Raw genomic sequence first — 19,124 nt, 5'->3', positions numbered from 1 at the left:
GCGGACCCCGTAAGACCGCCGTACGCGCACGCGTGAGGGGGGCCTCCCGGTAGACCGCCGTACGCGCACGCGTGAGGGGGCCCGGGGCTTCGAAGAGCCCCGGGCCCCCTCACGTACGCCTCCGGGCTCAGCCCAGCTTCGTCACGTCGCGGACCGCGCCCTTGTCGGCGCTCGTCGCCATCGCCGCGTACGCCCGCAGCGCCGCCGAGACCTTGCGCTCGCGGTTCTTCGGCGCGTACACCCCGCCGAGGGCCTCGCGGCGGGCGGCGAGGACGTCCTCGCCGACGAGGAGGTCGATCGTGCGGTTCGGGATGTCGATGCGGATGCGGTCGCCGTCCTCGACGAGGGCGATCGTGCCGCCCGAGGCCGCCTCCGGGGACGCGTGACCGATGGAGAGGCCCGAGGTGCCGCCGGAGAAGCGCCCGTCGGTGACCAGGGCGCAGGTCTTGCCCAGGCCCCGGCCCTTGAGGAAGGAGGTCGGGTAGAGCATCTCCTGCATGCCGGGGCCGCCCTTGGGGCCCTCGTAGCGGATGACGACCACGTCGCCGTCGTCGACCCGCTTGTTGAGGATCTTCTCGACGGCCTCCTCCTGCGACTCGCAGACGACGGCCGGGCCCTCGAAGGTCCAGATCGACTCGTCGACGCCGGCCGTCTTCACGACGCAGCCGTCGGCGGCGAGGTTGCCGTGCAGGACCGCGAGGCCGCCGTCCTTCGAGTACGCGTGCTCCGCGTCGCGGATGCAGCCGCCGGCCGCGTCCGTGTCGAGGGCCTCCCAGCGCTCGGACTGGGAGAAGGCGGTGGCGGAGCGGACGCAGCCGGGGGCCGCGTGCCACAGCTCGACGGCCTCCTCGGTCGGGGAGCCGCCGCGCACGTCCCAGGCGTCCAGCCACTCCTTGATGGAGCGGGAGTGGACGGAGTGGACGTCCTCGTTGAGCAGGCCCGCGCGGTAGAGCTCGCCGAGGATGGCGGGGATGCCGCCGGCGCGGTGCACGTCCTCCATGTAGTACGTGCGGTCCTTGGCGACGTTCGGGGCGACCTTGGCCAGGCAGGGGACGCGGCGCGAGACCTCGTCCATGTCGGTCAGGCCGTAGTCCAGCTCGGCCTCCTGGGCGGCGGCGAGCAGGTGCAGGATCGTGTTGGTGGAGCCGCCCATGGCGATGTCGAGGGCCATGGCGTTCTCGAAGGCCGCGCGGGTCGCGATCGAGCGGGGCAGGACGGAGGCGTCGTCCTCGTCGTAGTACCGGCGGGTGATGTCCACGACCGTGCGGGCCGCGTTCTCGTACAGCGCGCGGCGGGCGGTGTGGGTGGCGAGGACCGAGCCGTTGCCGGGGAGGGAGAGGCCGATGGCCTCGGTCAGGCAGTTCATCGAGTTGGCGGTGAACATGCCGGAACAGGACCCGCAGGTCGGGCAGGCGTTCTCCTCGATGCGGAGGATGTCCTCGTCCGAGATCTTCGGGTTCACGGCGTCGGAGATCGCGTCGACCAGGTCGAGCGTGCGGACCGTGCCGTCCACGAGGGTGGCGCGGCCGGACTCCATCGGGCCGCCGGAGACGAAGACCGTCGGGATGTTCAGGCGCAGGGCGGCCATCAGCATGCCGGGGGTGATCTTGTCGCAGTTGGAGATGCAGATCAGGGCGTCGGCGCAGTGCGCCTCGACCATGTACTCCACGCTGTCCGCGATCAGGTCGCGGGAGGGCAGGCTGTAGAGCATGCCGCCGTGGCCCATCGCGATGCCGTCGTCGACGGCGATCGTGTTGAACTCGCGGGGGATGGCCCCGGCGGCCGTGATGGCCTCGGAGACGATCCGGCCGACCGGCTGGAGGTGGGTGTGGCCGGGGACGAACTCCGTGAAGGAGTTGGCGACCGCGATGATCGGCTTCCGGCCGATGTCCGCGCCGGGTACACCGGAGGCGCGCATAAGGGCGCGTGCGCCCGCCATGTTGCGGCCGTGGGTGACAGTGCGGGACCTCAGCTCGGGCATCGTCGCTCGCTCCTCGTGACGGGTGTGCTTGTCTTCGAGCGTACGCCGCCGGACCAAGATCTGGACAGCTCGTCCGCATGCCGGACGGGATGTTCAGCTTTCGGTCAGGTGTCCGGGGCGGCGGGCCCGTCGGCCCCCGGTGGTGTCCGGAGCGGCGGGCCCGTCAGCTCTCGGTCAGGTGGCGCTGGAGGGCGGGGGCCACCTGGGCGACGATCTCCTCCGGGTCGGCGGAGGCCAGCGGCTCGACCCGGATCACGTACCGCAGGATCGCGATCCCGATCATGTGGGAGGCGGCCAGCTCGGCGCGGAACTTCGGGTCCGGTACGTCGAGCTCGGCGGCGATCCGCTCCAGGAGCCGCCGCAGCACGAAGGTGCGGAGGACCGCGGCGGCCGCCTCGTGGGTCAGGGCGGAGCGCACGATCGCGAGGAGCGGGGCGCGGCTGGCCGGGTTCTCCCAGACGCCGATGAAGAAGCGGGCGAGGCGCTCGCCGATGGCGTCGCGGGGGCCGGAGACGATCGCCGGGACGACGGTCGCGGGCTCGAAGGAGACCTCGACGGCGGCGGCGAAGACCTCGTCCTTCGACCCGAAGTAGTGGTGCACGAGGGCCGGGTCCACCCCGGCCGCGCGGGCGATGCCGCGCACGGAGGCCTTGTCGTAGCCGCGCTCGGCGAACTGGTCGCGGGCCGCCTCCAGGATGCGCTCGCGCGCGCCCGGCCCGCTCTCCTCGGCGGTACGGGAGGGGCGGCCGCGGCGGCGGGGGGCCGCCGGGCCGGGAGCGGCGTCCGGGCCGGTCACGGGACCTCCGGTCCCGTCACGGGCGCGGGGCCCGGGAGGGGCGGCCGGCGGCGGCGAGGTGGAGCCGGGTGAAGGCGAGGGCCTCCGCGAGGTCCGCCTCGCGCTCGGCGGCCGACATCGCGCGGCGGGTGTTGACCTCGATGACGACGTGCCCGTCGAAGCCGGTGGCCGCGAGCCGCCCCAGGAGCTCGGCGCAGGGCTGGGTGCCGCGCCCCGGGACCAGGTGCTCGTCCTTGGCGGAGCCCCGGCCGTCGGCGAGGTGGACGTGGCCGAGCCGGTCGCCCATGCGGTCGATCATGGCGAGGGCGTCGGTGCGGGCGGTCGCGGTGTGCGAGAGGTCGACGGTGAAGTGCCGGTAGTCGTCCTTGGTGACGTCCCACTCGGGGGCGTACGCGAGCATCTCGCGGTCCTTGTACCGCCACGGGTACATGTTCTCGACGGCGAACCGGACGTCGGTCTCGTCCGCCATCCGCCAGATGCCGCTCACGAAGTCCCGGGCGTACTGGCGCTGCCAGCGGAACGGCGGGTGCACGACGACCGTGGACGCGCCGAGCTTCTCGGCCGCCGCCCGCGCCCGCCGGAGCTTGGTCCACGGGTCGGTGGACCAGACGCGCTGGGTGATGAGGAGGCAGGGGGCGTGGACGGCCAGGATCGGCACCCCGTGGTGGTCGGAGAGCCGGCGCAGGGCCTCGACGTCCTGGCTGACGGGGTCGGTCCACACCATGACCTCGACGCCGTCGTAGCCGAGGCGCGCGGCGATCTCGAAGGCCGTCGCCGTCGACTCCGGATAGACCGAGGCCGTCGACAGGGCGACCTTCGCATCCGGGACGCGCACCACTGGTTCTGCCACGCAGACAGGGTACGGGGCGGGCCGGGGGGCCGGAGGGTGGTTCCGGCCACACCGGTTCCGGTCACCGGTTCCGGTCGCCGCTTCCGGTCCGGGGCGCAGGGACCCTCACTCCTCCGGCAAGTGGTCAAGACGGCGCAGGATGACGCCCTCGCGCAGGGCCCAGGGGCAGATCTCCAGCTCCTCGACGCCGAGGAGGTCCATCGCGCCCTCCGCGACGAGCGCGCCCGCGAGGAGCTGGGCGGCGCGGCCCTCCGAGACGCCCGGCAGGGCCGCGCGCTCGACGACGGTCATCCCGGCGAGGCGCGGCACCCACTCCTCCAGGGACCTGCGGCTCAGGGTCCGCTGGACGTGGGGACCCTCGCTCGAACCGGGCGCCCCGGCGATCCTGGCGAGCTGCTTGAAGGTCTTGGAGGTGGCGACGACGTGGTCCGGGCGGCCGGCGCGGCTGAACTCGCCGACCGTACGGGCGATCTGCGCGCGCACGTGGCGGCGCAGCGCCCGCACGTCGGCGCTGTCGGCCGGGTCGCCCGGCAGCCAGCCGGCGGTCAGCCGGCCCGCGCCCAGCGGCAGGGAGACGGCCGTGTCGGGGTCCTCGTCGATGCCGTACGCCACTTCGAGGGAGCCGCCGCCGATGTCGAGGAGGAGCAGCTTGCCGGCGGACCAGCCGAACCAGCGGCGGGCGGCGAGGAAGGTGAGGCGGGCCTCCTCCTCGCCGGTGAGGACCTGGAGGTCGACGCCGGTCTCTTCCTTGACCCGGGCCAGGACGGCGTCGGCGTTGACCGCCTCGCGCACGGCGGAGGTCGCGAACGGCAGCACCTCCTCGCAGCCCTTGTCCTCGGCGGCGCGGAGCGCGTCCCGGACGGTCGCGACGAGCCGCTCGACGCCGTCGGGGGCGATCGCGCCCCGCTCGTCGAGGAGTTCGGCGAGGCGCAGTTCCGCCTTGTGGGAGTGGGCGGGCAGGGGGCAGGCGCCGGGGTGCGCGTCCACCACCAGGAGGTGCACCGTGTTCGAACCGACGTCGAGGACTCCGAGTCTCATGGGCGGAACGGTACTGCTCGCGCCGCATACGCTGGAGAGCGTGCCAAAGACGAAAAAGGCGAAGCAGGACAAAGACAGTGCCGCTCCTGCGAACGTGAGCGCCGCCGAGGCGGCCGAGGGCTCCCGGAAACGGCCCGGGGACGCGGTGCCGGACGAGAAGGGCCTGGACTTCGCGCGCGCGTGGGTCGAGTTCCCCGATCCGGCCGACGAGGAGCAGGTCTTCCGCTGCGACCTGACCTGGCTGACCTCGCGCTGGACGTGCATCTTCGGGAGCGGCTGCCAGGGCATCCAGGCGGGCCGGGCCGACGACGGCTGCTGCACGCTGGGCGCGCACTTCTCCGACGAGGACGACGAGAAGCGGGTCGCGGAGCACGTGGCCCGGCTCACGCCGGAGCTGTGGCAGTTCCACGACGTCGGTACGGAGACGGGCTGGACGCAGCTCGACGAGGACGGCGACCGGCAGACCCGCCGCTGGGAGGGCTCCTGCATCTTCCAGAACCGTCCCGGGTTCGCGGGCGGCATGGGCTGCTCGCTGCACATCCTGGCCCTGAGGGAGGGCCGGGAGCCGCTGGAGACCAAGCCGGACGTGTGCTGGCAGCTGCCGGTGCGCCGGACGTACGAGTGGATCGACCGGCCCGACGACACCCGGGTCCTCCAGGTGTCCATCGGGGAGTACGACCGCAGGGGCTGGGGCCCGGGCGGTCACGACCTGCACTGGTGGTGCACCTCGGCCACCTCGGCGCACGGCGCGGGCGAGCCGGTCTACGTCACGTACCGGCCCGAGCTCACGGAGATGATGGGCGAGGAGGCGTACGGGGTCCTGGCCGGCCTGTGCGAGGCCCGGCTCGCCTCGCAGCTGCCGCTGGTGGCCCCGCACCCGGCGGATCCCGGGGCCTGAGGGTCCTCAGGGGGACGGGGGCGGTTCCTCCGCCGTCGGCGGCGGGGTCGTGCCCGGGTCCGTGGTCGGCAGCGGGGGCTCCTCCGTGGCCGGCGGCGGGGTGGTCGGCTCCTCCGTCACGGGCGGCGGGGTCGTGGGCGGTTCCTCCGTCGCCGGGGGCGGGGTGGCCGGCGGTTCGGTCGTCGGCGGCGGGGTCGTGGGCGGGGTGGTCGGCTCCGTCGTGGCCGGCGGGGGCGGGGGCGGCGGTGTCGGCATCGGGCCCCCGGTGACGTCCGGGGCCGGGTGGAAGACCTCGACCGCCCCGCTCCGGCCGGTCCCGGTGAGGCGCACCACCGCGCCCGAGGGGTTCACCCCGATCCGGGCACTCCACGCGCCCGCGGGCTCGTGCGCGTGGTCGACGCGGACCGCGATCGTGACCTGTTCGCCGGGCCGGAGCACGCCCGAGGCGCGGCTCACGTAGATCCAGGGCGCGTCCGTCCACAGCGCCCACTCGACGGGCGCGCCGCCGGCGGCGGTGAGCGTCAGGAGGGTCAGGTCGCCGTGGCCGCGCGCGGTGACCGTGACCCAGCCGGGGGCGGACTCGCCGCGCTTCGGGGGCGCTCCGGAGCCGGTGGGGCCGCCGGGGCTGACCACCTCGACGGAGACGTCGGGGGAGCGGCTGCCCCGGGTGAAGCGGGGCTCGGGGGTGTCGCGGGCGTTGCCCGCGTTCTCGTACCGGTCGTACGGGTGCCCGTCCGGGCCGGTCTCCTCGCCCGCCTCGGGCGCGCTGATCCGGTCCCCGTCGTGGGCGGTCGTCTCGGTGGTGCCCCGGTAGGTGGTCCACAGGGCGAGGACGGGGGCGGCGACGACGGCCGCGACGACGGTGGTGGTCACCGCGCGGGCCCGCATCCGGTCGCGGCGGGCCGTGTGGTCCTTGGGGTCCACGGGGAAGCCGGTGGGCGCGAAGCGCGGGGCGCCGGCACGCGCGCGCGGGACGTGCAGCATCGCCAGGTACGCGGCGGCCCGGGGCGCCTCGACGAGCGGCAGCCGGTCCGGGGGCAGGGCGCCGGCGCCGGGCCAGGGGCCGGCGGCGCCCACCCGCTCGGCGGCGCGGCGGCAGCGGGGGCAGTCGTCGACGTGCCGGACGAGTTCGGCGCGCAGGATCGCCGAGAGGAGCACCCGGTGGTCGCCGGTGAGCCGGGCGACGGTGGGGCAGCTGCCGGCCCCGACCACGGCGAGGGCGGCGCGGGTGCGCTCGACCTCGCAGCCGGCGGTGGCGAGGAGCTCGCGGGCGGCGAGCGGGTCGAGGGAGAGGACGGCGGCGACCTGGCGGTGGTTGAGTCCGTGCCGGACGGCGAGTTCCAGGGCCTCGCGCTGCTCGGGCGTGGTGCCCGCCGCCTCGGGCCAGGCGAGGAGGGCGAGTTCGGCACGGTGCCGCTCGGCGGTCCCGGCGGGGACCCGGGGCGGCTCGGGCGGGGTCACGGCGGGGCGGCCGGTGTGGGCGCCCCGGCGCTTGCGGCGCTGCTCGCCGAGGGTGCGCAGACAGGCCCAGCGGGCGAGGGCGTACAGCCAGGCCGTGCGGCCGTCCTCGTCGGAGGGGCAGCGCCCCCGGTGGCGCTCGGCCGCGGCGAGGACGTCGCCGAGGACGGCGGTGGCCGTGTCGTGGTCGCAGAGCACGGAGAGGCAGTACGTGAAGAGGCCGTCGAGGGCGGGCTCGTAGTGGGCGGGGGGCCGTCGGCCGAGCGTGCGCGGTCCCTGGTCCGTGGCGCGGTGCGCCCGGTGTGCGCCGGTGGTGCGTGCGGGGGTTTCCAGCCTGCTGCTCGTCACTGGGCGACCGTAGGCAGGACCGGGGGCATTCTTCGTACCGGTCGCGCACTTCTCATCCCTACGGGTGAAGGTATCGCTCGAAAGAGGACACGAACCCGGCGTTCCGTGGACGTGCCGGCGGGGTCCGGGGCGGCCGGGCGCCGGGCCGGGGCCCGTTGTCGGTGGCGGCGGCTACGGTGGGGCGCATGGCTGCCCGTACGAAATCCGCCAAGGAGCGACCGTCCTACCGCTGCACCGAGTGCGGCTGGCAGACGGCCAAATGGCTCGGCCGCTGCCCCGAGTGCCAGGCCTGGGGGACGGTGGAGGAGTACGGCGCGCCCGCCGTCCGGACGACCGCCGCCGGCCGGGTCTCCACCGCCGCCCTCCCCATCGGCCAGGTCGACGGCCGGCAGGCGACGGCCCGCTCGACCGGCGTCGACGAGCTGGACCGGGTCCTCGGCGGGGGGCTCGTGCCCGGCGCCGTGGTGCTGCTCGCGGGCGAGCCGGGCGTCGGCAAGTCGACGCTGCTGCTCGACGTGGCGGCGAAGGCCGCGAGCGACGAGCACCGCACGCTGTACGTCACGGGCGAGGAGTCCGCGAGCCAGGTCCGGCTGCGCGCCGACCGGATCGGCGCGATCGACGACCACCTGTACCTGGCGGCCGAGACCGATCTGTCGGCGGTCCTCGGGCACCTGGACGCGGTGAAGCCCTCGCTGCTGATCCTGGACTCGGTGCAGACGATCGCCTCGCCCGAGATCGACGGCGCGCCCGGCGGCATGGCGCAGGTCCGCGAGGTCGCGGGCGCGCTGATCCGGGCCTCCAAGGAGCGCGGGATGTCCACGCTCCTGGTCGGCCACGTCACCAAGGACGGGGCCATCGCGGGCCCCCGGCTCCTGGAGCACCTGGTCGACGTGGTGCTGAGCTTCGAGGGCGACCGGCACGCGCGCCTGCGGCTCGTCCGGGGCGTGAAGAACCGGTACGGGGCGACGGACGAGGTCGGCTGCTTCGAGCTGCACGACGAGGGGATCACGGGTCTCGCCGACCCGTCGGGGCTCTTCCTGACCCGGCGCGACGTGGCCGTGCCGGGCACCTGTCTGACGGTCACCCTGGAGGGCCGCCGGCCGCTCGTGGCCGAGGTCCAGTCGCTGACGGTGGACTCCCAGATCCCGTCGCCGCGCCGGACCGTCTCCGGTCTGGAGACCTCCCGCGTGTCGATGATGCTGGCGGTCCTGGAGCAGCGGGGCCGGATCAGCGCGCTCGGCAAGCGGGACATCTACAGCGCGACCGTGGGCGGCGTGAAGCTCTCCGAGCCGGCCGCCGACCTGGCGATCGCGCTCGCCCTTGCCTCGGCGGCGAGCGACACCCCGCTGCCGAAGAACCTGGTGGCGATCGGGGAGGTCGGGCTCGCGGGCGAGGTCCGGCGGGTGACGGGCGTGCAGCGCCGCCTCGCGGAGGCGCACCGGCTCGGCTTCACGCACGCGCTGGTCCCGACGGACCCGGGGAGGGTGCCGCCGGGCATGCGGGTGACGGAGGTCGCGGACATGGGCGACGCGCTGCGGGTCCTGCCGCGCGGACGACGCGCGAAGGCGGACGCCCCGGAGGGGGCTAAGGGGTAGGGCGGGGCGGATCCGGAGCGGGAAGGGCTTCCGCCGAGGGCCCGGGGAGGGTCCGGAGGCGGGGCGGGCTTCCGGCGAGGGCCCGGCGGGGCACCGGGCGCGGGCAGGGCCGGGCCCCCGGCAAGGGCCCCGCAGAACCCCCGGCGCGGGCCCGGACATGTCCCCCGGCAAGGACCTGGACATGCCCCTGGCAAGGATCCGGCAAAGCCTCCTGCAAGGGCCGGGCACGGTGCCCGACAAGGGTTTCCACATGGGGAAGGGTTGGTTCCGGACCCGGGTGGGGACCCCTTCCGCACCACCCGCGTTCGGTCGGGGGCGGAGGGCGGCGGGGTGGTGTCGCTAGACTTTGCCCTGGTCTCGCCCATCCGTACGAGCCGGAGGAGTGCAGTGGCAGCCAAGGACGGGGCAGCAGCTCCTGGGAAATCCGGCGCGGGCTCCGGCAGTGAAGCGCTGATGCGCGCCGCCCTGAGCGCGGTCGCGCCGGGCACCGCCCTGCGCGACGGCCTGGAGCGGATCCTGCGGGGGAACACGGGCGGGCTCATCGTGCTCGGCCTGGACAAAGCGGTCGATTCGATGTGTACCGGCGGCTTCGTGCTGGACGTGGAGTTCACCGCCACCCGCCTGCGCGAGCTGTGCAAGCTCGACGGCGCGCTGGTCCTCGACAAGGACATCACCAAGATCCACCGGGCGGGCGTGCAGCTGGTCCCGGACGCCTCCATCCCCACCGAGGAGACCGGCACCCGCCACCGCACCGCGGACCGGGTCTCCAAGCAGTGCAACTTCCCGGTCGTCTCCGTCTCCCAGTCGATGCGCCTGATCGCGCTGTACGTGCACGGCGAGCGCCGGGTCCTGGAGGAGTCGGCCGCGATCCTGTCCCGCGCCAACCAGGCGCTCGCGACCCTGGAGCGGTACAAGCTCCGGCTCGACGAGGTGGCGGGCACGCTCTCCGCCCTGGAGATCGAGGACCTGGTCACGGTCCGGGACGTCACCGCCGTCGCACAGCGCCTGGAGATGGTCCGCCGGATCGCCACCGAGATCGCCGAGTACGTGGTCGAGCTCGGCACCGACGGGCGCCTCCTCTCGCTCCAGCTGGACGAGCTGATCGCGGGCGTGGAGCCGGAGCGCGAGCTGGTGATCCGGGACTACGTGCCGGAGCCGACGGCCAAGCGCTCGCGGACGGTCGCCGAGGCGCTCACCGAGCTGGACGCGCTCACCCACACCGAGCTGCTCGAACTCCCCGTCGTGGCGCGGGCGCTGGGCTACAGCGGCTCGCCCGAGACCCTCGACTCGGCCGTCTCGCCGCGCGGTTACCGGCTCCTCGCGAAGGTGCCCCGCCTGCCGGGCGCGATCATCGAGCGGCTCGTGGAGCACTTCGGCGGGCTGCAGAAGCTCCTCGCGGCCAGCGTGGACGACCTCCAGGCCGTCGACGGCGTCGGCGAGGCCCGCGCCCGCAGCGTCCGCGAGGGCCTGTCCCGGCTCGCGGAGTCCTCGATCCTGGAGCGGTACGTCTAAGGGGCCTCGGCCCTGGAGCGGTACGCCCAAAGGGCCTCGGCCCTGGAGCGGTACGCCCAAGGAGCGGGGCCCCGCGGCCCTCAGTCCTTGGCGAGCGTGAACGAGGCCGGGAGGATCTTCACGCCCGGCATGGCGGCCTCCACCAGGTAGGTGCCGGGGCCGGCCGGGCCCGCCGGGGCGGTGGCGCACTGCGGGGCGCTGCGTGCGCGGTCCCACTCCACGGTGTGGGTGACGGTCGCCCCCGCGGGGAGGCTCAGCAGGAGCGGGGTGCCGGGGCGCGGGCAGTGGGCGGAGGACCAGACCTCGTCGTCCTTGGCGTCACTGATCGTCAGGACCGCGTTGCGGGGGCCGAAGTCGGCCTTGCAGCCGGCGCCGGAGGTGTTCTTCGCGACGAGCTGGAAGCGGGGCTTCTCCCCCGTCTCGTAGGTGACCTTGACGGACCTGAGCGTCAACTGGAGCGTTCCCGCCGGGCAGTTGGGGACCGTCGTGCCGACCGGGAGCTGCCGGCCCGCGCCGGTGCCCGCGTCGGCGTCCGTACCGCCGGAGCCGTCACCGCTCCCGCCGGAGCCGCCCGATCCCGCCGAACCGGCCGAGCCCGAACCACCCGTGCCCGCACCGGCGTCCGTACCACCGGAGCCGGAGCCGGAGCCAGAACCGGAGCCGGAGCCGGATCCCGAACCGGCCGAGTCCGCGCCGCCGTTGCCCGCGGAGGACCCGTCCTCCTCGCCCGACTCGTCCCGTCCGCCCGGCTGTTGGCTGATCGCGGGACCCGACCCGGAGGGTCCGGGCGTGATCGAGGGAGGGGTGGGCGACGAGCCGTTGGCGGAGTCGTTCGGCTTCCCGCCGCCCCCGCCGCCGGACGTCACGGCCCACACGGTGAGCAGGGCGAGGAGTGCCACCAGGCACAGCGCCACCCCCCTCCGTCGCCAGTAGATGGTGGAGGGAAGCGGCCCGACCGGATTGCGCAAAGATCCCACGCCCCGAACCTTACGAGAGATCGGGCCCAACTCCCGCCCCACCCGCCGCCCGAGATCGCAAGTTTTGCCGATGATCACATCCTTCTTTCGGGAACTTTCTCCGGGGTCACGAGTGAAAACGGGGCCAACCGGACCGAATCGGCACCCCCCGCTTTCGTCGGGGGTCGCTCTGGCCGATGGCCCGGGGCGAGGCGCTTCGGATTCCGGTTAGCGTCGTCCCCCATGGACACCCTCCTCGACCTCTCCGACCGTCTGTATCTCGACGTCGCCGACTTCGCCCACGCCACGCCGCACTGGTTCCAGCTGCTCGCCGAGGTCTGGACCGAGGCCGGACTGCTGCTCTTCGGCGCGCTCTTCCTGGCCGGCTGGTGGCGTTCCCGCGACGGTTCGAGCCGGGCGATGGCGCTCGCGCTGCTCGCCCCGCTCGCCACCGCCTTCGGCTACGTGGTGAGCGAGGCGCTGAAGTCGCTGATCGACGAGGAACGTCCGTGCCGCGCGGTCGCCGGAGCACCCGCCTCGCTGGTCGCCTGCCCGCCCTACGGCGACTGGTCCTTCCCCAGCAACCACTCGGCCATCGCGGGCGCCGCCGCGATCGCGCTCGCCCTGTCCTGGCGCGGTATGGGCCGCTTCACCGTGCCGATGGCGCTGCTCATGGCCTTCTCCCGGGTCTTCGTCGGTGTCCACTACCCCCACGACGTGACCGCCGGTCTGCTCCTCGGCGCCCTGGTCGCCTTCCTGGTCATGCGGTTCGCGGAGCGTCCGGTGCGGTCCCTGGTCGAGACGGCCCGGTCGAGCCGGAACACGGTGGTGGTGTGGTGCGCGGGTCCGGGCCCCCGTACGTCCGCCCCGGCCGCCGCCCCCGCCGAACCCTCCCTGTTCGAGCCCGCACCGCCGCAGGGGCCCGCTCCCGCCACCCCGTACGGGTCCGCCGCCCCGTACGGGTCCGCCGCCCCCGCCTCCCCCTACGGCTCCGCCACCCCGTACGGGTCCGCTCCCGCGTACGACGCCGCCCCGGCGTACGACGCCGCTCCCCCGTACGGGTCCGCCCCCGCGTACGGGTCCGCGCCCGCCCATGACCCCTCGGCCCCGTACGGCTCCGCCCCCGCCTCCCCGTACGGTTCCGCTTCCCCGTACGACGCCCCCGCCCCGTACGGGAACCCCGCCCCCGCCCCGTACGAGAACCCCGCCTCCCCTTACGAGAACCCCGGGCAGGGTCGGCACGCGCCGTACGACGCGCACTGATCCCCGCGGAGTCGTGTCAGGATCGTGGATGCCATGACTTCCATCGACACCTCCTCCGCCGACGGGATCCCCGGGGTCCCCGCCGTCCCCGCCGAGCTGCACCGGCCCGTCCTCGCCTGGTTCGACCAGCACGCCCGCGACCTGCCCTGGCGCCGCCCCGAGGCCGGCGCCTGGGGGGTCATGGTGAGCGAGTTCATGCTCCAGCAGACCCCGGTGGTCCGGGTCCTGCCGGTGTACGAGCAGTGGCTCGCGCGCTGGCCCCGCCCGGCCGACCTGGCCGCCGAGGCCCCGGGCGAGGCGGTCCGCGCCTGGGGCCGGCTCGGCTACCCGCGCCGCGCGCTGCGGCTGCACGCGGCGGCCACGGCCATAACGGAGCGGCACGGCGGGGACGTGCCCGACGACCACGCGCAGCTCCTCGCACTGCCCGGCATCGGGGAGTACACGGCCGCCGCGGTGGCCTCCTTCGCCCACGGGCAGCGGCACGCCGTCCTGGACACCAACGTGCGCCGGGTCTTCGCGCGGGCGGCGACCGGCGTCCAGTACCCGCCGAACGCGACCACGGCCGCCGAGCGGCGGCTCGCCCGCGCCCTGCTGCCGGAGGACGAGGAGACGGCCGCCCGCTGGGCCGCCGCCTCCATGGAGCTGGGCGCCCTGGTGTGCACGGCGAAGAACGAGGACTGCGGGCGCTGCCCCATCTCCGGGCAGTGCGCCTGGCGGCTCGCGGGGAAGCCCGCGCACGACGGCCCGCCGCGGCGCGGCCAGACGTACGCGGGCACCGACCGGCAGGTCCGGGGGCGGCTCCTCGCCGTCCTGCGCGACTCGGCGGACCCGGTGCCGCGCGAGGCCCTGGACGCGGTCTGGGACGAGCCGGTGCAGCGGGCAAGGGCCCTGGACGGCCTGGTCGCGGACGGTCTCGTCGAACCGCTGGACGACGGCTTCTACCGCCTGCCGCTCGCCTGAAGCCCGTCTGTCTTCCGCCTGAAGCCCGTCCGCCTCTGCCTGAAGCCCGCCTGCCGCTTTCCTGGGGTCCCCGCTCCGAAACCCCCTCCTCCCCCGCTGTTACACAACCGATGGGTAGCCGTGCGTCCACCGACGGCCGCCCCGCACAGCCCCGTGACAAGCGCTCCGTAGCGTCGTCCGCGACACGAGGGAACAAGCAGGTCACGGGGATGGAGGCGGTTCGGATGAGGCACGGTGAGGTGCTCGACTTCGAGGAGTACGTACGCACGCGGCAGGACGCCCTGCTGCGCAGCGCGCGCCGTCTCGTGGCCGACCCCGTCGACGCCCAGGACCTCCTCCAGACGGCCCTGGCCCGTACGTACGGGCGCTGGGACGGCATCGCCGACAAGTCCCTCGCCGACGCCTATCTGCGCCGGGTCATGATCAACACGCGGACCGAGTGGTGGCGTTCGCGCAGGCTCGAGGAGGTGCCGACCGAGCAGCTGCCCGACGCGAGCGTGGCCGACGCGACCGAGCAGCACGCCGACCGGGCCCTCCTGATGGACGTCCTGAAGGTGCTCGCGCCGAAGCAGCGCAGCGTCGTCGTCCTGCGCCACTGGGAACAGATGAGCACGGAGGAGACGGCGGCGGCGCTCGGCATGTCGACCGGTACGGTGAAGTCCACGCTCCACCGCGCGCTCGCCCGGCTCCGGCAGGAGCTGGAGAGCCGCGACCTCGACGCCCGCGCCCCGGGGCGGACCGGGGAGCGGACGACCGTACGAGGCGACGAAGGGGGGCGCGAGCGGTGCGCGGCATAGAGGACGGGCCCGACGACGGCTCCGGCAGAGGCTCCGGACCCGACGAAGGCCCCGACGGCGGACCGGACGACCGGCTCCACGACCGGTTCGGCGACCGATTCGACGACGGCTCCGGCGGAAGCTCCGGACCCGGCGACGGCTTCCGCGGCCCCGGCGGCGGCGACCGGCTTCCCGCCGGGCGCCGCCGCCGTCGGCGTGCCGCCAGGGCCGCGGGCGCCACGGCGGCGGCCGGGCTCGTCGCCGTCGGCCTCTCCCTGGCCGCCTGCTCCACCGGCGGCACGGGCTCCCGCGACGAGGGCGCGGCCCGCAGCGACGGGATCGCCGCCGCCCCCACCCCCTCGGCCACCGCCGGCCCCCGGGCGGCGGAGCGGGTGGACCCGATCGGGCTGCTCAAGGCCGATCCGAAGATCGGCGAGCGGTTCAAGGCCGACCTGAAGCCGTGCGCGGCGGACTCGTACCCCGTGGACGCCTCCTACGGAAACCTCACGAACGCGCCCGTCCCCGACGTCGTCGTCAACGTGATGACCTGCGGTGACGGCATCGGCATCGGCACGTACGTCTACCGCGGCCGCGGCGACGGCGACGACGGCTACGAGAACGTCTTCGCGGCCGAGGACGGGGCGGTGTACGCCACGATCGACCGGGGCGACCTGATCGTCACCAAGCAGGTGTACGCGAAGGGCGACCCGGTCGCGTACCCGTCGGGCGAGGACGTGATCACGTACCGCTGGACGGGCAACAGGTTCACCCAGCACGACTGGGTCCACAACGACTACAGCCGGTCGGTCGGCGAGGGCGAGGGCCTGGAGCCCGCGCCGAGCGAGCCCCCCGCGGGCTGAGCCGCCCCCGAAGAGACGCAGGAAAGCGCGCCGAAGAGACCCGGAGAGCGCACGATCCCGGAGGAACCCCCACGATGGCCGAAATCCATGTCCTGTTCGTCGAGGACGACGACGTCATCCGTGAGGCCACCCAGCTCGCCCTGGAGCGGGACGGCTTCCGGGTCACGGCCATGCCCGACGGCCTCTCCGGCCTGGACTCCTTCCGGGCGCGGCGGCCGGACATCGCCCTGCTCGACGTGATGCTGCCGGGCATGGACGGCGTCAGCCTCTGCCGCCGCATCCGCGACGAGTCGACGGTCCCGGTGATCATGCTGTCGGCGCGCGCCGACTCCATCGACGTCGTCCTCGGCCTGGAGGCCGGGGCGGACGACTACGTCACCAAGCCCTTCGACGGCTCGGTGCTGATGGCCCGCATCCGGGCCGTGCTGCGCCGCTTCGGGCACGCCGGCGGCGGCGAGGGCGGGGACGAGCGGGGGGACGGCGGGCTGCTCGTCTTCGGCGACCTGGAGGTCGACACCGAGGGCATGGAGGTCAGGAGGGGCGGGGCGCCGGTGGCGCTGACCCCGACCGAGATGCGGCTGCTCCTGGAGTTCTCGTCCGCGCCCGGCACCGTGCTCTCCCGGGACAAGCTCCTGGAGCGGGTCTGGGACTACGGCTGGGGCGGCGACACCCGGGTCGTGGACGTGCACGTGCAGCGGCTGCGGGCCAAGATCGGCCAGGACAGGATCGAGACCGTCCGCGGCTTCGGCTACAAGCTCCGGGGCCAGGGCGGGTGAGGCCGTTCCCCCTGCGCACCGGGGTCCGCTGGAAGATCGCCGTCGCCATCGCGGCGGTCGGCGCCCTCATCGCGGTGACCCTGAGCGTGGTCGTGCACAACGCCGCCCGCATCTCGATGCTCGACAACGCGCGCGAGGTCCAGATGGAGCGGCTGCTCTTCGCGCAGCGGCTGTACGAGACGTCGAAGCCCAAGGAGCCCCGCTTCGGCACCAAGATCAACGATCCGGCGCTGCCGCGCGAGCTCGACCGGCTGATGCGGGACAACCGGCGCGGCACGTACGTGCAGGAGCACCGGCACGGCGGTCCGCCCGACGTGTGGGCGGCCGTGCCGCTCGCCAACGGCGACGTGCTCTCGCTGCACATCCCCTTCGCGGACCGCAGCGCGAAGATCATGACCGATCTGGACCGGGCGCTGGTCATCGGCTCGCTCTCGGTGGTCTTCGGCGGCTGCGCGCTCGGCGTGCTCATCGGGGGCCGGCTCTCGCGGCGGCTGCGGAAGGCGGCCGTGGCGGCCGGCCGGGTCGCCCAGGGCAACACGGACGTACGGGTGCGGGAGGCCGTCGGCGGGGTCGTACGGGACGAGACGGACGACCTGGCGTGGGCGGTGGACGCCCTGACCGACGCCCTGAACGAGCGGATCGAGGCCGAGCGGCGGGTCACCGCGGACATCGCGCACGAGCTGCGCACCCCCGTGACGGGGCTGCTCACGGCGGCCGAGCTGTTGCCGCCGGGGCGCCCGACGGAGCTGGTGCGGGACCGGGCGCAGGCGATGCGGACGCTGGTCGAGGACGTCCTGGAGGTGGCCCGGCTCGACAGCGCGTCGGAGCGGGCCGAGCTCCAGGAGATCGCGCTCGGGGAGTTCGTGGAGCGGCGGGTGCGGGTCCTGGGCCCGGAGGTCGTCGTCCGGGTCGTGCACGAGTCCCGGGTGAACACCGACCCGCGCCGGCTCGAACGCGTCCTGGGCAATCTCCTGGCCAACGCGGCCAAGCACGGGAGGCCGCCGGTGGAGGTGACGGTCGAGGGCCGGGTGGTGCGCGTCCGCGACCACGGTCCGGGTTTCCCGGAGTCCCTCCTCAGGGAGGGCCCGAGCCGGTTCCGTACGGGGTCGAGCGACCGCGCGGGCCAGGGCCACGGTCTCGGCCTGACGATCGCGTCGGGCCAGGCCCGGGTCCTCGGCGCCCGGCTGACCTTCCGGAACGTGGCCGCCGAGGGGGCGCCGAACGGGGTGGGCGGGGCCATCGCGGTCCTGTGGCTCCCGGACCACGCGCCGACGAACACCGGCAGCTTCCCGGTCCTGCGGCTGCCGGAGCAGTAGGGGCGTCCGGTACGGCGGTGGGGCCGGGCACCCCTTACGGGTCCCGGCCCCACCGTCGTACGCGCGTGTCTCAGACCTTCTCGGACACCTTCGCCGCGTCGCCGTCGGCGGGCTCCTTCGCGGCGGCCGGTCCGGCGCCCCGGAGCGCCACCTCCTTGACGAAGAAGGCGAGGACGAAGGCGAGGACGGCGACCGCCGCGGCGAGCAGGAAGGCGCCGTGGGTGCCGGCGGCCACCGCGTGCTGGTAGGCCTCGCGGAGCTGCGCCGGGAGCTTGGCGAGGCTGGCCGCGTCGAGCTGGGCGGTCCGCGCCGTCAGCTCCGAGCCGCCCCGGGCGGCCATCTCGTCCTGGACGCGACCGGTGAAGAGCGCGCCCATGATCGCGACGCCGAAGGAGGAGCCGAGGGTCCGGAAGAGGGTGGTGGAGGAGGAGGCGACGCCCATGTCCTTCATCTCCACGCTGTTCTGGGCGACCAGCATGGTGATCTGCATGAGGAAGCCCATGCCGGCGCCGAGGACGGCCATCCAGATCCCGGAGACCAGGCGCGAGGTGCCGGTGTCCATGGTGGAGAGGAGGAAGAGGCCGGCCGTCATGAGGGCCCCGCCCACGATGGGGAAGGCCTTGTACCTGCCGGTGCTGGTGGTGACGCGGCCGGCGATCAGCGAGACGGCCATCATCGAGAGCAGCATCGGCAGGAGCAGCAGTCCGGAGTTGGTCGCGGAGGCGCCCTGGACGGACTGCTGGAAGAGCGGCAGGTAGAGGACCGCGCCGAACATCACGAAGCCGGCGACGAAGCCGATCAGGGACATCAGGGTGAAGTTGCGGCTGCGGAAGATGTGCAGCGGCACGATCGGGTCGCTCGCCCGGGTCTCCACCCACAGGAAGGCGAGGAGCGCGGCGACGCCGCCGACCGCGAGGCCGACGATGGTGGCGGAGCCCCAGGCGTACTCGGTGCCGCCCCAGGTGGTGACCAGGACGATGGCGGTGATGCCGGCGGTGAGCAGCGCGGCGCCGGTGAAGTCGATCCGGGTGTCCGTGTTCCGCGGCTTCTTCGGCAGGTGCAGGACGGTGGTGACCATGGCCAGGGCGACGGCGCCGAGCGGCAGGTTGATGTAGAAGGACCAGCGCCAGCCCCAGTGGTCGGTGATGGTGCCGCCGACGAGGGGGCCGCCGATCATGGCGAGGGCCATCACGCCGGCCATCATGCCCTGGTACCTGCCGCGCTCGCGGGGCGGGATGAGGTCGCCGATGATCGCCATCACGCCGACCATGAGGCCGCCGGCGCCGAGGCCCTGGATCGCGCGGAAGCCGATGAGCTGGCCCATGTCCTGGGCCATGCCGCTGAGCGCGGAGCCGATCAGGAAGATCACGATCGAGGTGAGGAAGACGCCCTTGCGGCCGAACATGTCGCCGAACTTGCCCCAGAGCGGGGTGGAGGCGGCGGTGGCCAGGGTGTAGGCGGTGACGACCCAGGAGAGGTGCTCCAGGCCGCCGAGCTCGCCGACGATCGTCGGCATCGCGGTGCCGATGATCATGTTGTCCAGCATCGCGAGGAGCATCGCGATCATGAGGGCGAGCAGGACGACACGGACGCTGCGCGCCGGCGGGACCTCTCCCTCTGGTGTGTGAACGGTCTGCTGCGTCGCCATGTCATTCCCTTACTTGCCGCCCGGCTAGTTACTACACTGGGGACGGTAGGCCCGTAACTAGCCGGTCGTCAAGTAAGTTCTTTGGAAAGTGGA

15 protein-coding genes and 1 pseudogene are annotated in these 19,124 nt (G+C 74.2%); 9 read left to right on the top strand and 7 right to left on the bottom strand.

The annotated features are described in order from the left end of the window. Positions 1-127: 127 nt before the first annotated feature. From ilvD to ACFY7E_RS11535, 4 genes are all read right to left on the bottom strand, one after another. Positions 128-1,981, bottom strand: coding sequence for a dihydroxy-acid dehydratase (gene ilvD, locus ACFY7E_RS11550; RefSeq protein ID WP_389483307.1), 1,854 nt, complete (start codon positions 1,979-1,981; stop codon positions 128-130). Between the two features lie 163 nt (positions 1,982-2,144). Continuing rightward, a complete protein-coding gene (locus tag ACFY7E_RS11545) occupies positions 2,145-2,777 on the bottom strand; it encodes a TetR family transcriptional regulator (protein ID WP_383444186.1) in 633 nt (210 codons plus the stop codon). A gap of 16 nt (positions 2,778-2,793) precedes the next feature. Continuing rightward, entirely contained in the window at positions 2,794-3,627 is an 834-nt protein-coding gene (locus tag ACFY7E_RS11540) for a sugar phosphate isomerase/epimerase family protein (RefSeq protein ID WP_389483305.1), read from the bottom strand. A 105-nt stretch (positions 3,628-3,732) separates the two neighbouring features. Then, the gene (locus ACFY7E_RS11535; protein WP_389483302.1) at positions 3,733-4,665 is read right to left on the bottom strand and encodes a Ppx/GppA family phosphatase; all 933 of its coding nucleotides are present in this window, start codon (positions 4,663-4,665) and stop codon (positions 3,733-3,735) included. Positions 4,666-4,759: 94 nt separating this feature from the next. On the opposite strand from ACFY7E_RS11535, the gene ACFY7E_RS11530 reads away from it, so the two are divergent. Then, on the top strand, positions 4,760-5,563 hold the full coding sequence (locus ACFY7E_RS11530; RefSeq protein WP_389483397.1) for a hypothetical protein: 804 nt from the start codon (positions 4,760-4,762) through the stop codon (positions 5,561-5,563). Between the two features lie 6 nt (positions 5,564-5,569). On the opposite strand, the gene ACFY7E_RS11525 is transcribed toward ACFY7E_RS11530, so the two are convergent. Beyond that, positions 5,570-7,369 carry a hypothetical protein gene (locus ACFY7E_RS11525; RefSeq protein ID WP_389483299.1) on the bottom strand — a complete coding sequence of 600 codons (1,800 nt, stop codon included), beginning with the start codon at positions 7,367-7,369 and terminating at the stop codon, positions 5,570-5,572. Between the two features lie 185 nt (positions 7,370-7,554). On the opposite strand from ACFY7E_RS11525, the gene radA reads away from it, so the two are divergent. After that, positions 7,555-8,964, top strand: coding sequence for a DNA repair protein RadA (gene radA / locus ACFY7E_RS11520; RefSeq protein ID WP_389483296.1), 1,410 nt, complete (start codon positions 7,555-7,557; stop codon positions 8,962-8,964). Positions 8,965-9,351: 387 nt separating this feature from the next. Beyond that, positions 9,352-10,476, top strand: coding sequence for a DNA integrity scanning diadenylate cyclase DisA (gene disA / locus ACFY7E_RS11515; RefSeq protein ID WP_121832335.1), 1,125 nt, complete (start codon positions 9,352-9,354; stop codon positions 10,474-10,476). An 80-nt stretch (positions 10,477-10,556) separates the two neighbouring features. On the opposite strand, the gene ACFY7E_RS11510 is transcribed toward disA, so the two are convergent. Beyond that, positions 10,557-11,453, bottom strand: a complete 897-nt coding sequence (locus ACFY7E_RS11510; protein ID WP_389483293.1) for a hypothetical protein — start codon at positions 11,451-11,453, stop codon at positions 10,557-10,559. 222 nt (positions 11,454-11,675) lie between these two features. Here ACFY7E_RS11510 and ACFY7E_RS11505 point away from each other — a divergent pair. The 6 genes and pseudogenes from ACFY7E_RS11505 to cseC all read left to right on the top strand — a co-directional run. Beyond that, positions 11,676-12,299: pseudogene (locus ACFY7E_RS11505) on the top strand (phosphatase PAP2 family protein); the annotation flags it as partial. A 429-nt stretch (positions 12,300-12,728) separates the two neighbouring features. After that, entirely contained in the window at positions 12,729-13,655 is a 927-nt protein-coding gene (locus tag ACFY7E_RS11500; protein ID WP_383444206.1) for an A/G-specific adenine glycosylase, read from the top strand. Between the two features lie 224 nt (positions 13,656-13,879). Continuing rightward, the gene (locus ACFY7E_RS11495) at positions 13,880-14,452 is read left to right on the top strand and encodes a SigE family RNA polymerase sigma factor (protein WP_383444209.1); all 573 of its coding nucleotides are present in this window, start codon (positions 13,880-13,882) and stop codon (positions 14,450-14,452) included. Continuing rightward, on the top strand, positions 14,449-15,291 hold the full coding sequence (locus ACFY7E_RS11490) for a hypothetical protein (protein ID WP_389483394.1): 843 nt from the start codon (positions 14,449-14,451) through the stop codon (positions 15,289-15,291). Before ACFY7E_RS11495 ends, ACFY7E_RS11490 begins: the two co-directional genes overlap by 4 nt. 74 nt (positions 15,292-15,365) lie before the next feature. Continuing rightward, on the top strand, positions 15,366-16,067 hold the full coding sequence (cseB, locus tag ACFY7E_RS11485; protein ID WP_389483289.1) for a two-component system response regulator CseB: 702 nt from the start codon (positions 15,366-15,368) through the stop codon (positions 16,065-16,067). Next, complete coding sequence (cseC, locus tag ACFY7E_RS11480) at positions 16,064-17,383, top strand: two-component system sensor histidine kinase CseC (RefSeq protein ID WP_389483287.1); 1,320 nt, start codon at positions 16,064-16,066, stop codon at positions 17,381-17,383. Before cseB ends, cseC begins: the two co-directional genes overlap by 4 nt. Positions 17,384-17,453: 70 nt before the next feature. Here cseC and ACFY7E_RS11475 read toward each other — a convergent pair whose 3' ends face one another. Further along, positions 17,454-19,031 (bottom strand): MDR family MFS transporter, encoded by a 1,578-nt coding sequence (locus ACFY7E_RS11475; protein WP_389483284.1) that lies wholly within the window; start codon positions 19,029-19,031, stop codon positions 17,454-17,456. Between the last annotated feature and the right edge of the window lie 93 nt (positions 19,032-19,124).

The sequence above is a fragment of the Streptomyces sp. NPDC012825 genome (genome assembly GCF_042900925.1).
GTDB lineage: Bacteria > Actinomycetota > Actinomycetes > Streptomycetales > Streptomycetaceae > Streptomyces.
Note: the sequence above shows the minus strand (reverse complement) of the source record. Positions and strands in the feature narration are given on the sequence as shown.

Excerpts from the sequence above, each read along its gene's own strand:
- ACFY7E_RS11500 (WP_383444206.1), top strand. The coding sequence starts at position 12,729 with ATGACTTCCATCGACACCTCCTCCGCCGACGGGATCCCCGGGGTCCCC.
- radA (WP_389483296.1), top strand. The coding sequence starts at position 7,555 with ATGGCTGCCCGTACGAAATCCGCCAAGGAGCGACCGTCCTACCGCTGC.
- ACFY7E_RS11475 (WP_389483284.1), bottom strand. The coding sequence starts at position 19,031 with ATGGCGACGCAGCAGACCGTTCACACACCAGAGGGAGAGGTCCCGCCG.
- ACFY7E_RS11535 (WP_389483302.1), bottom strand. The coding sequence starts at position 4,665 with ATGAGACTCGGAGTCCTCGACGTCGGTTCGAACACGGTGCACCTCCTG.
- cseB (WP_389483289.1), top strand. The coding sequence starts at position 15,366 with ATGGCCGAAATCCATGTCCTGTTCGTCGAGGACGACGACGTCATCCGT.
- ilvD (WP_389483307.1), bottom strand. The coding sequence starts at position 1,981 with ATGCCCGAGCTGAGGTCCCGCACTGTCACCCACGGCCGCAACATGGCG.
- ACFY7E_RS11495 (WP_383444209.1), top strand. The coding sequence starts at position 13,880 with ATGAGGCACGGTGAGGTGCTCGACTTCGAGGAGTACGTACGCACGCGG.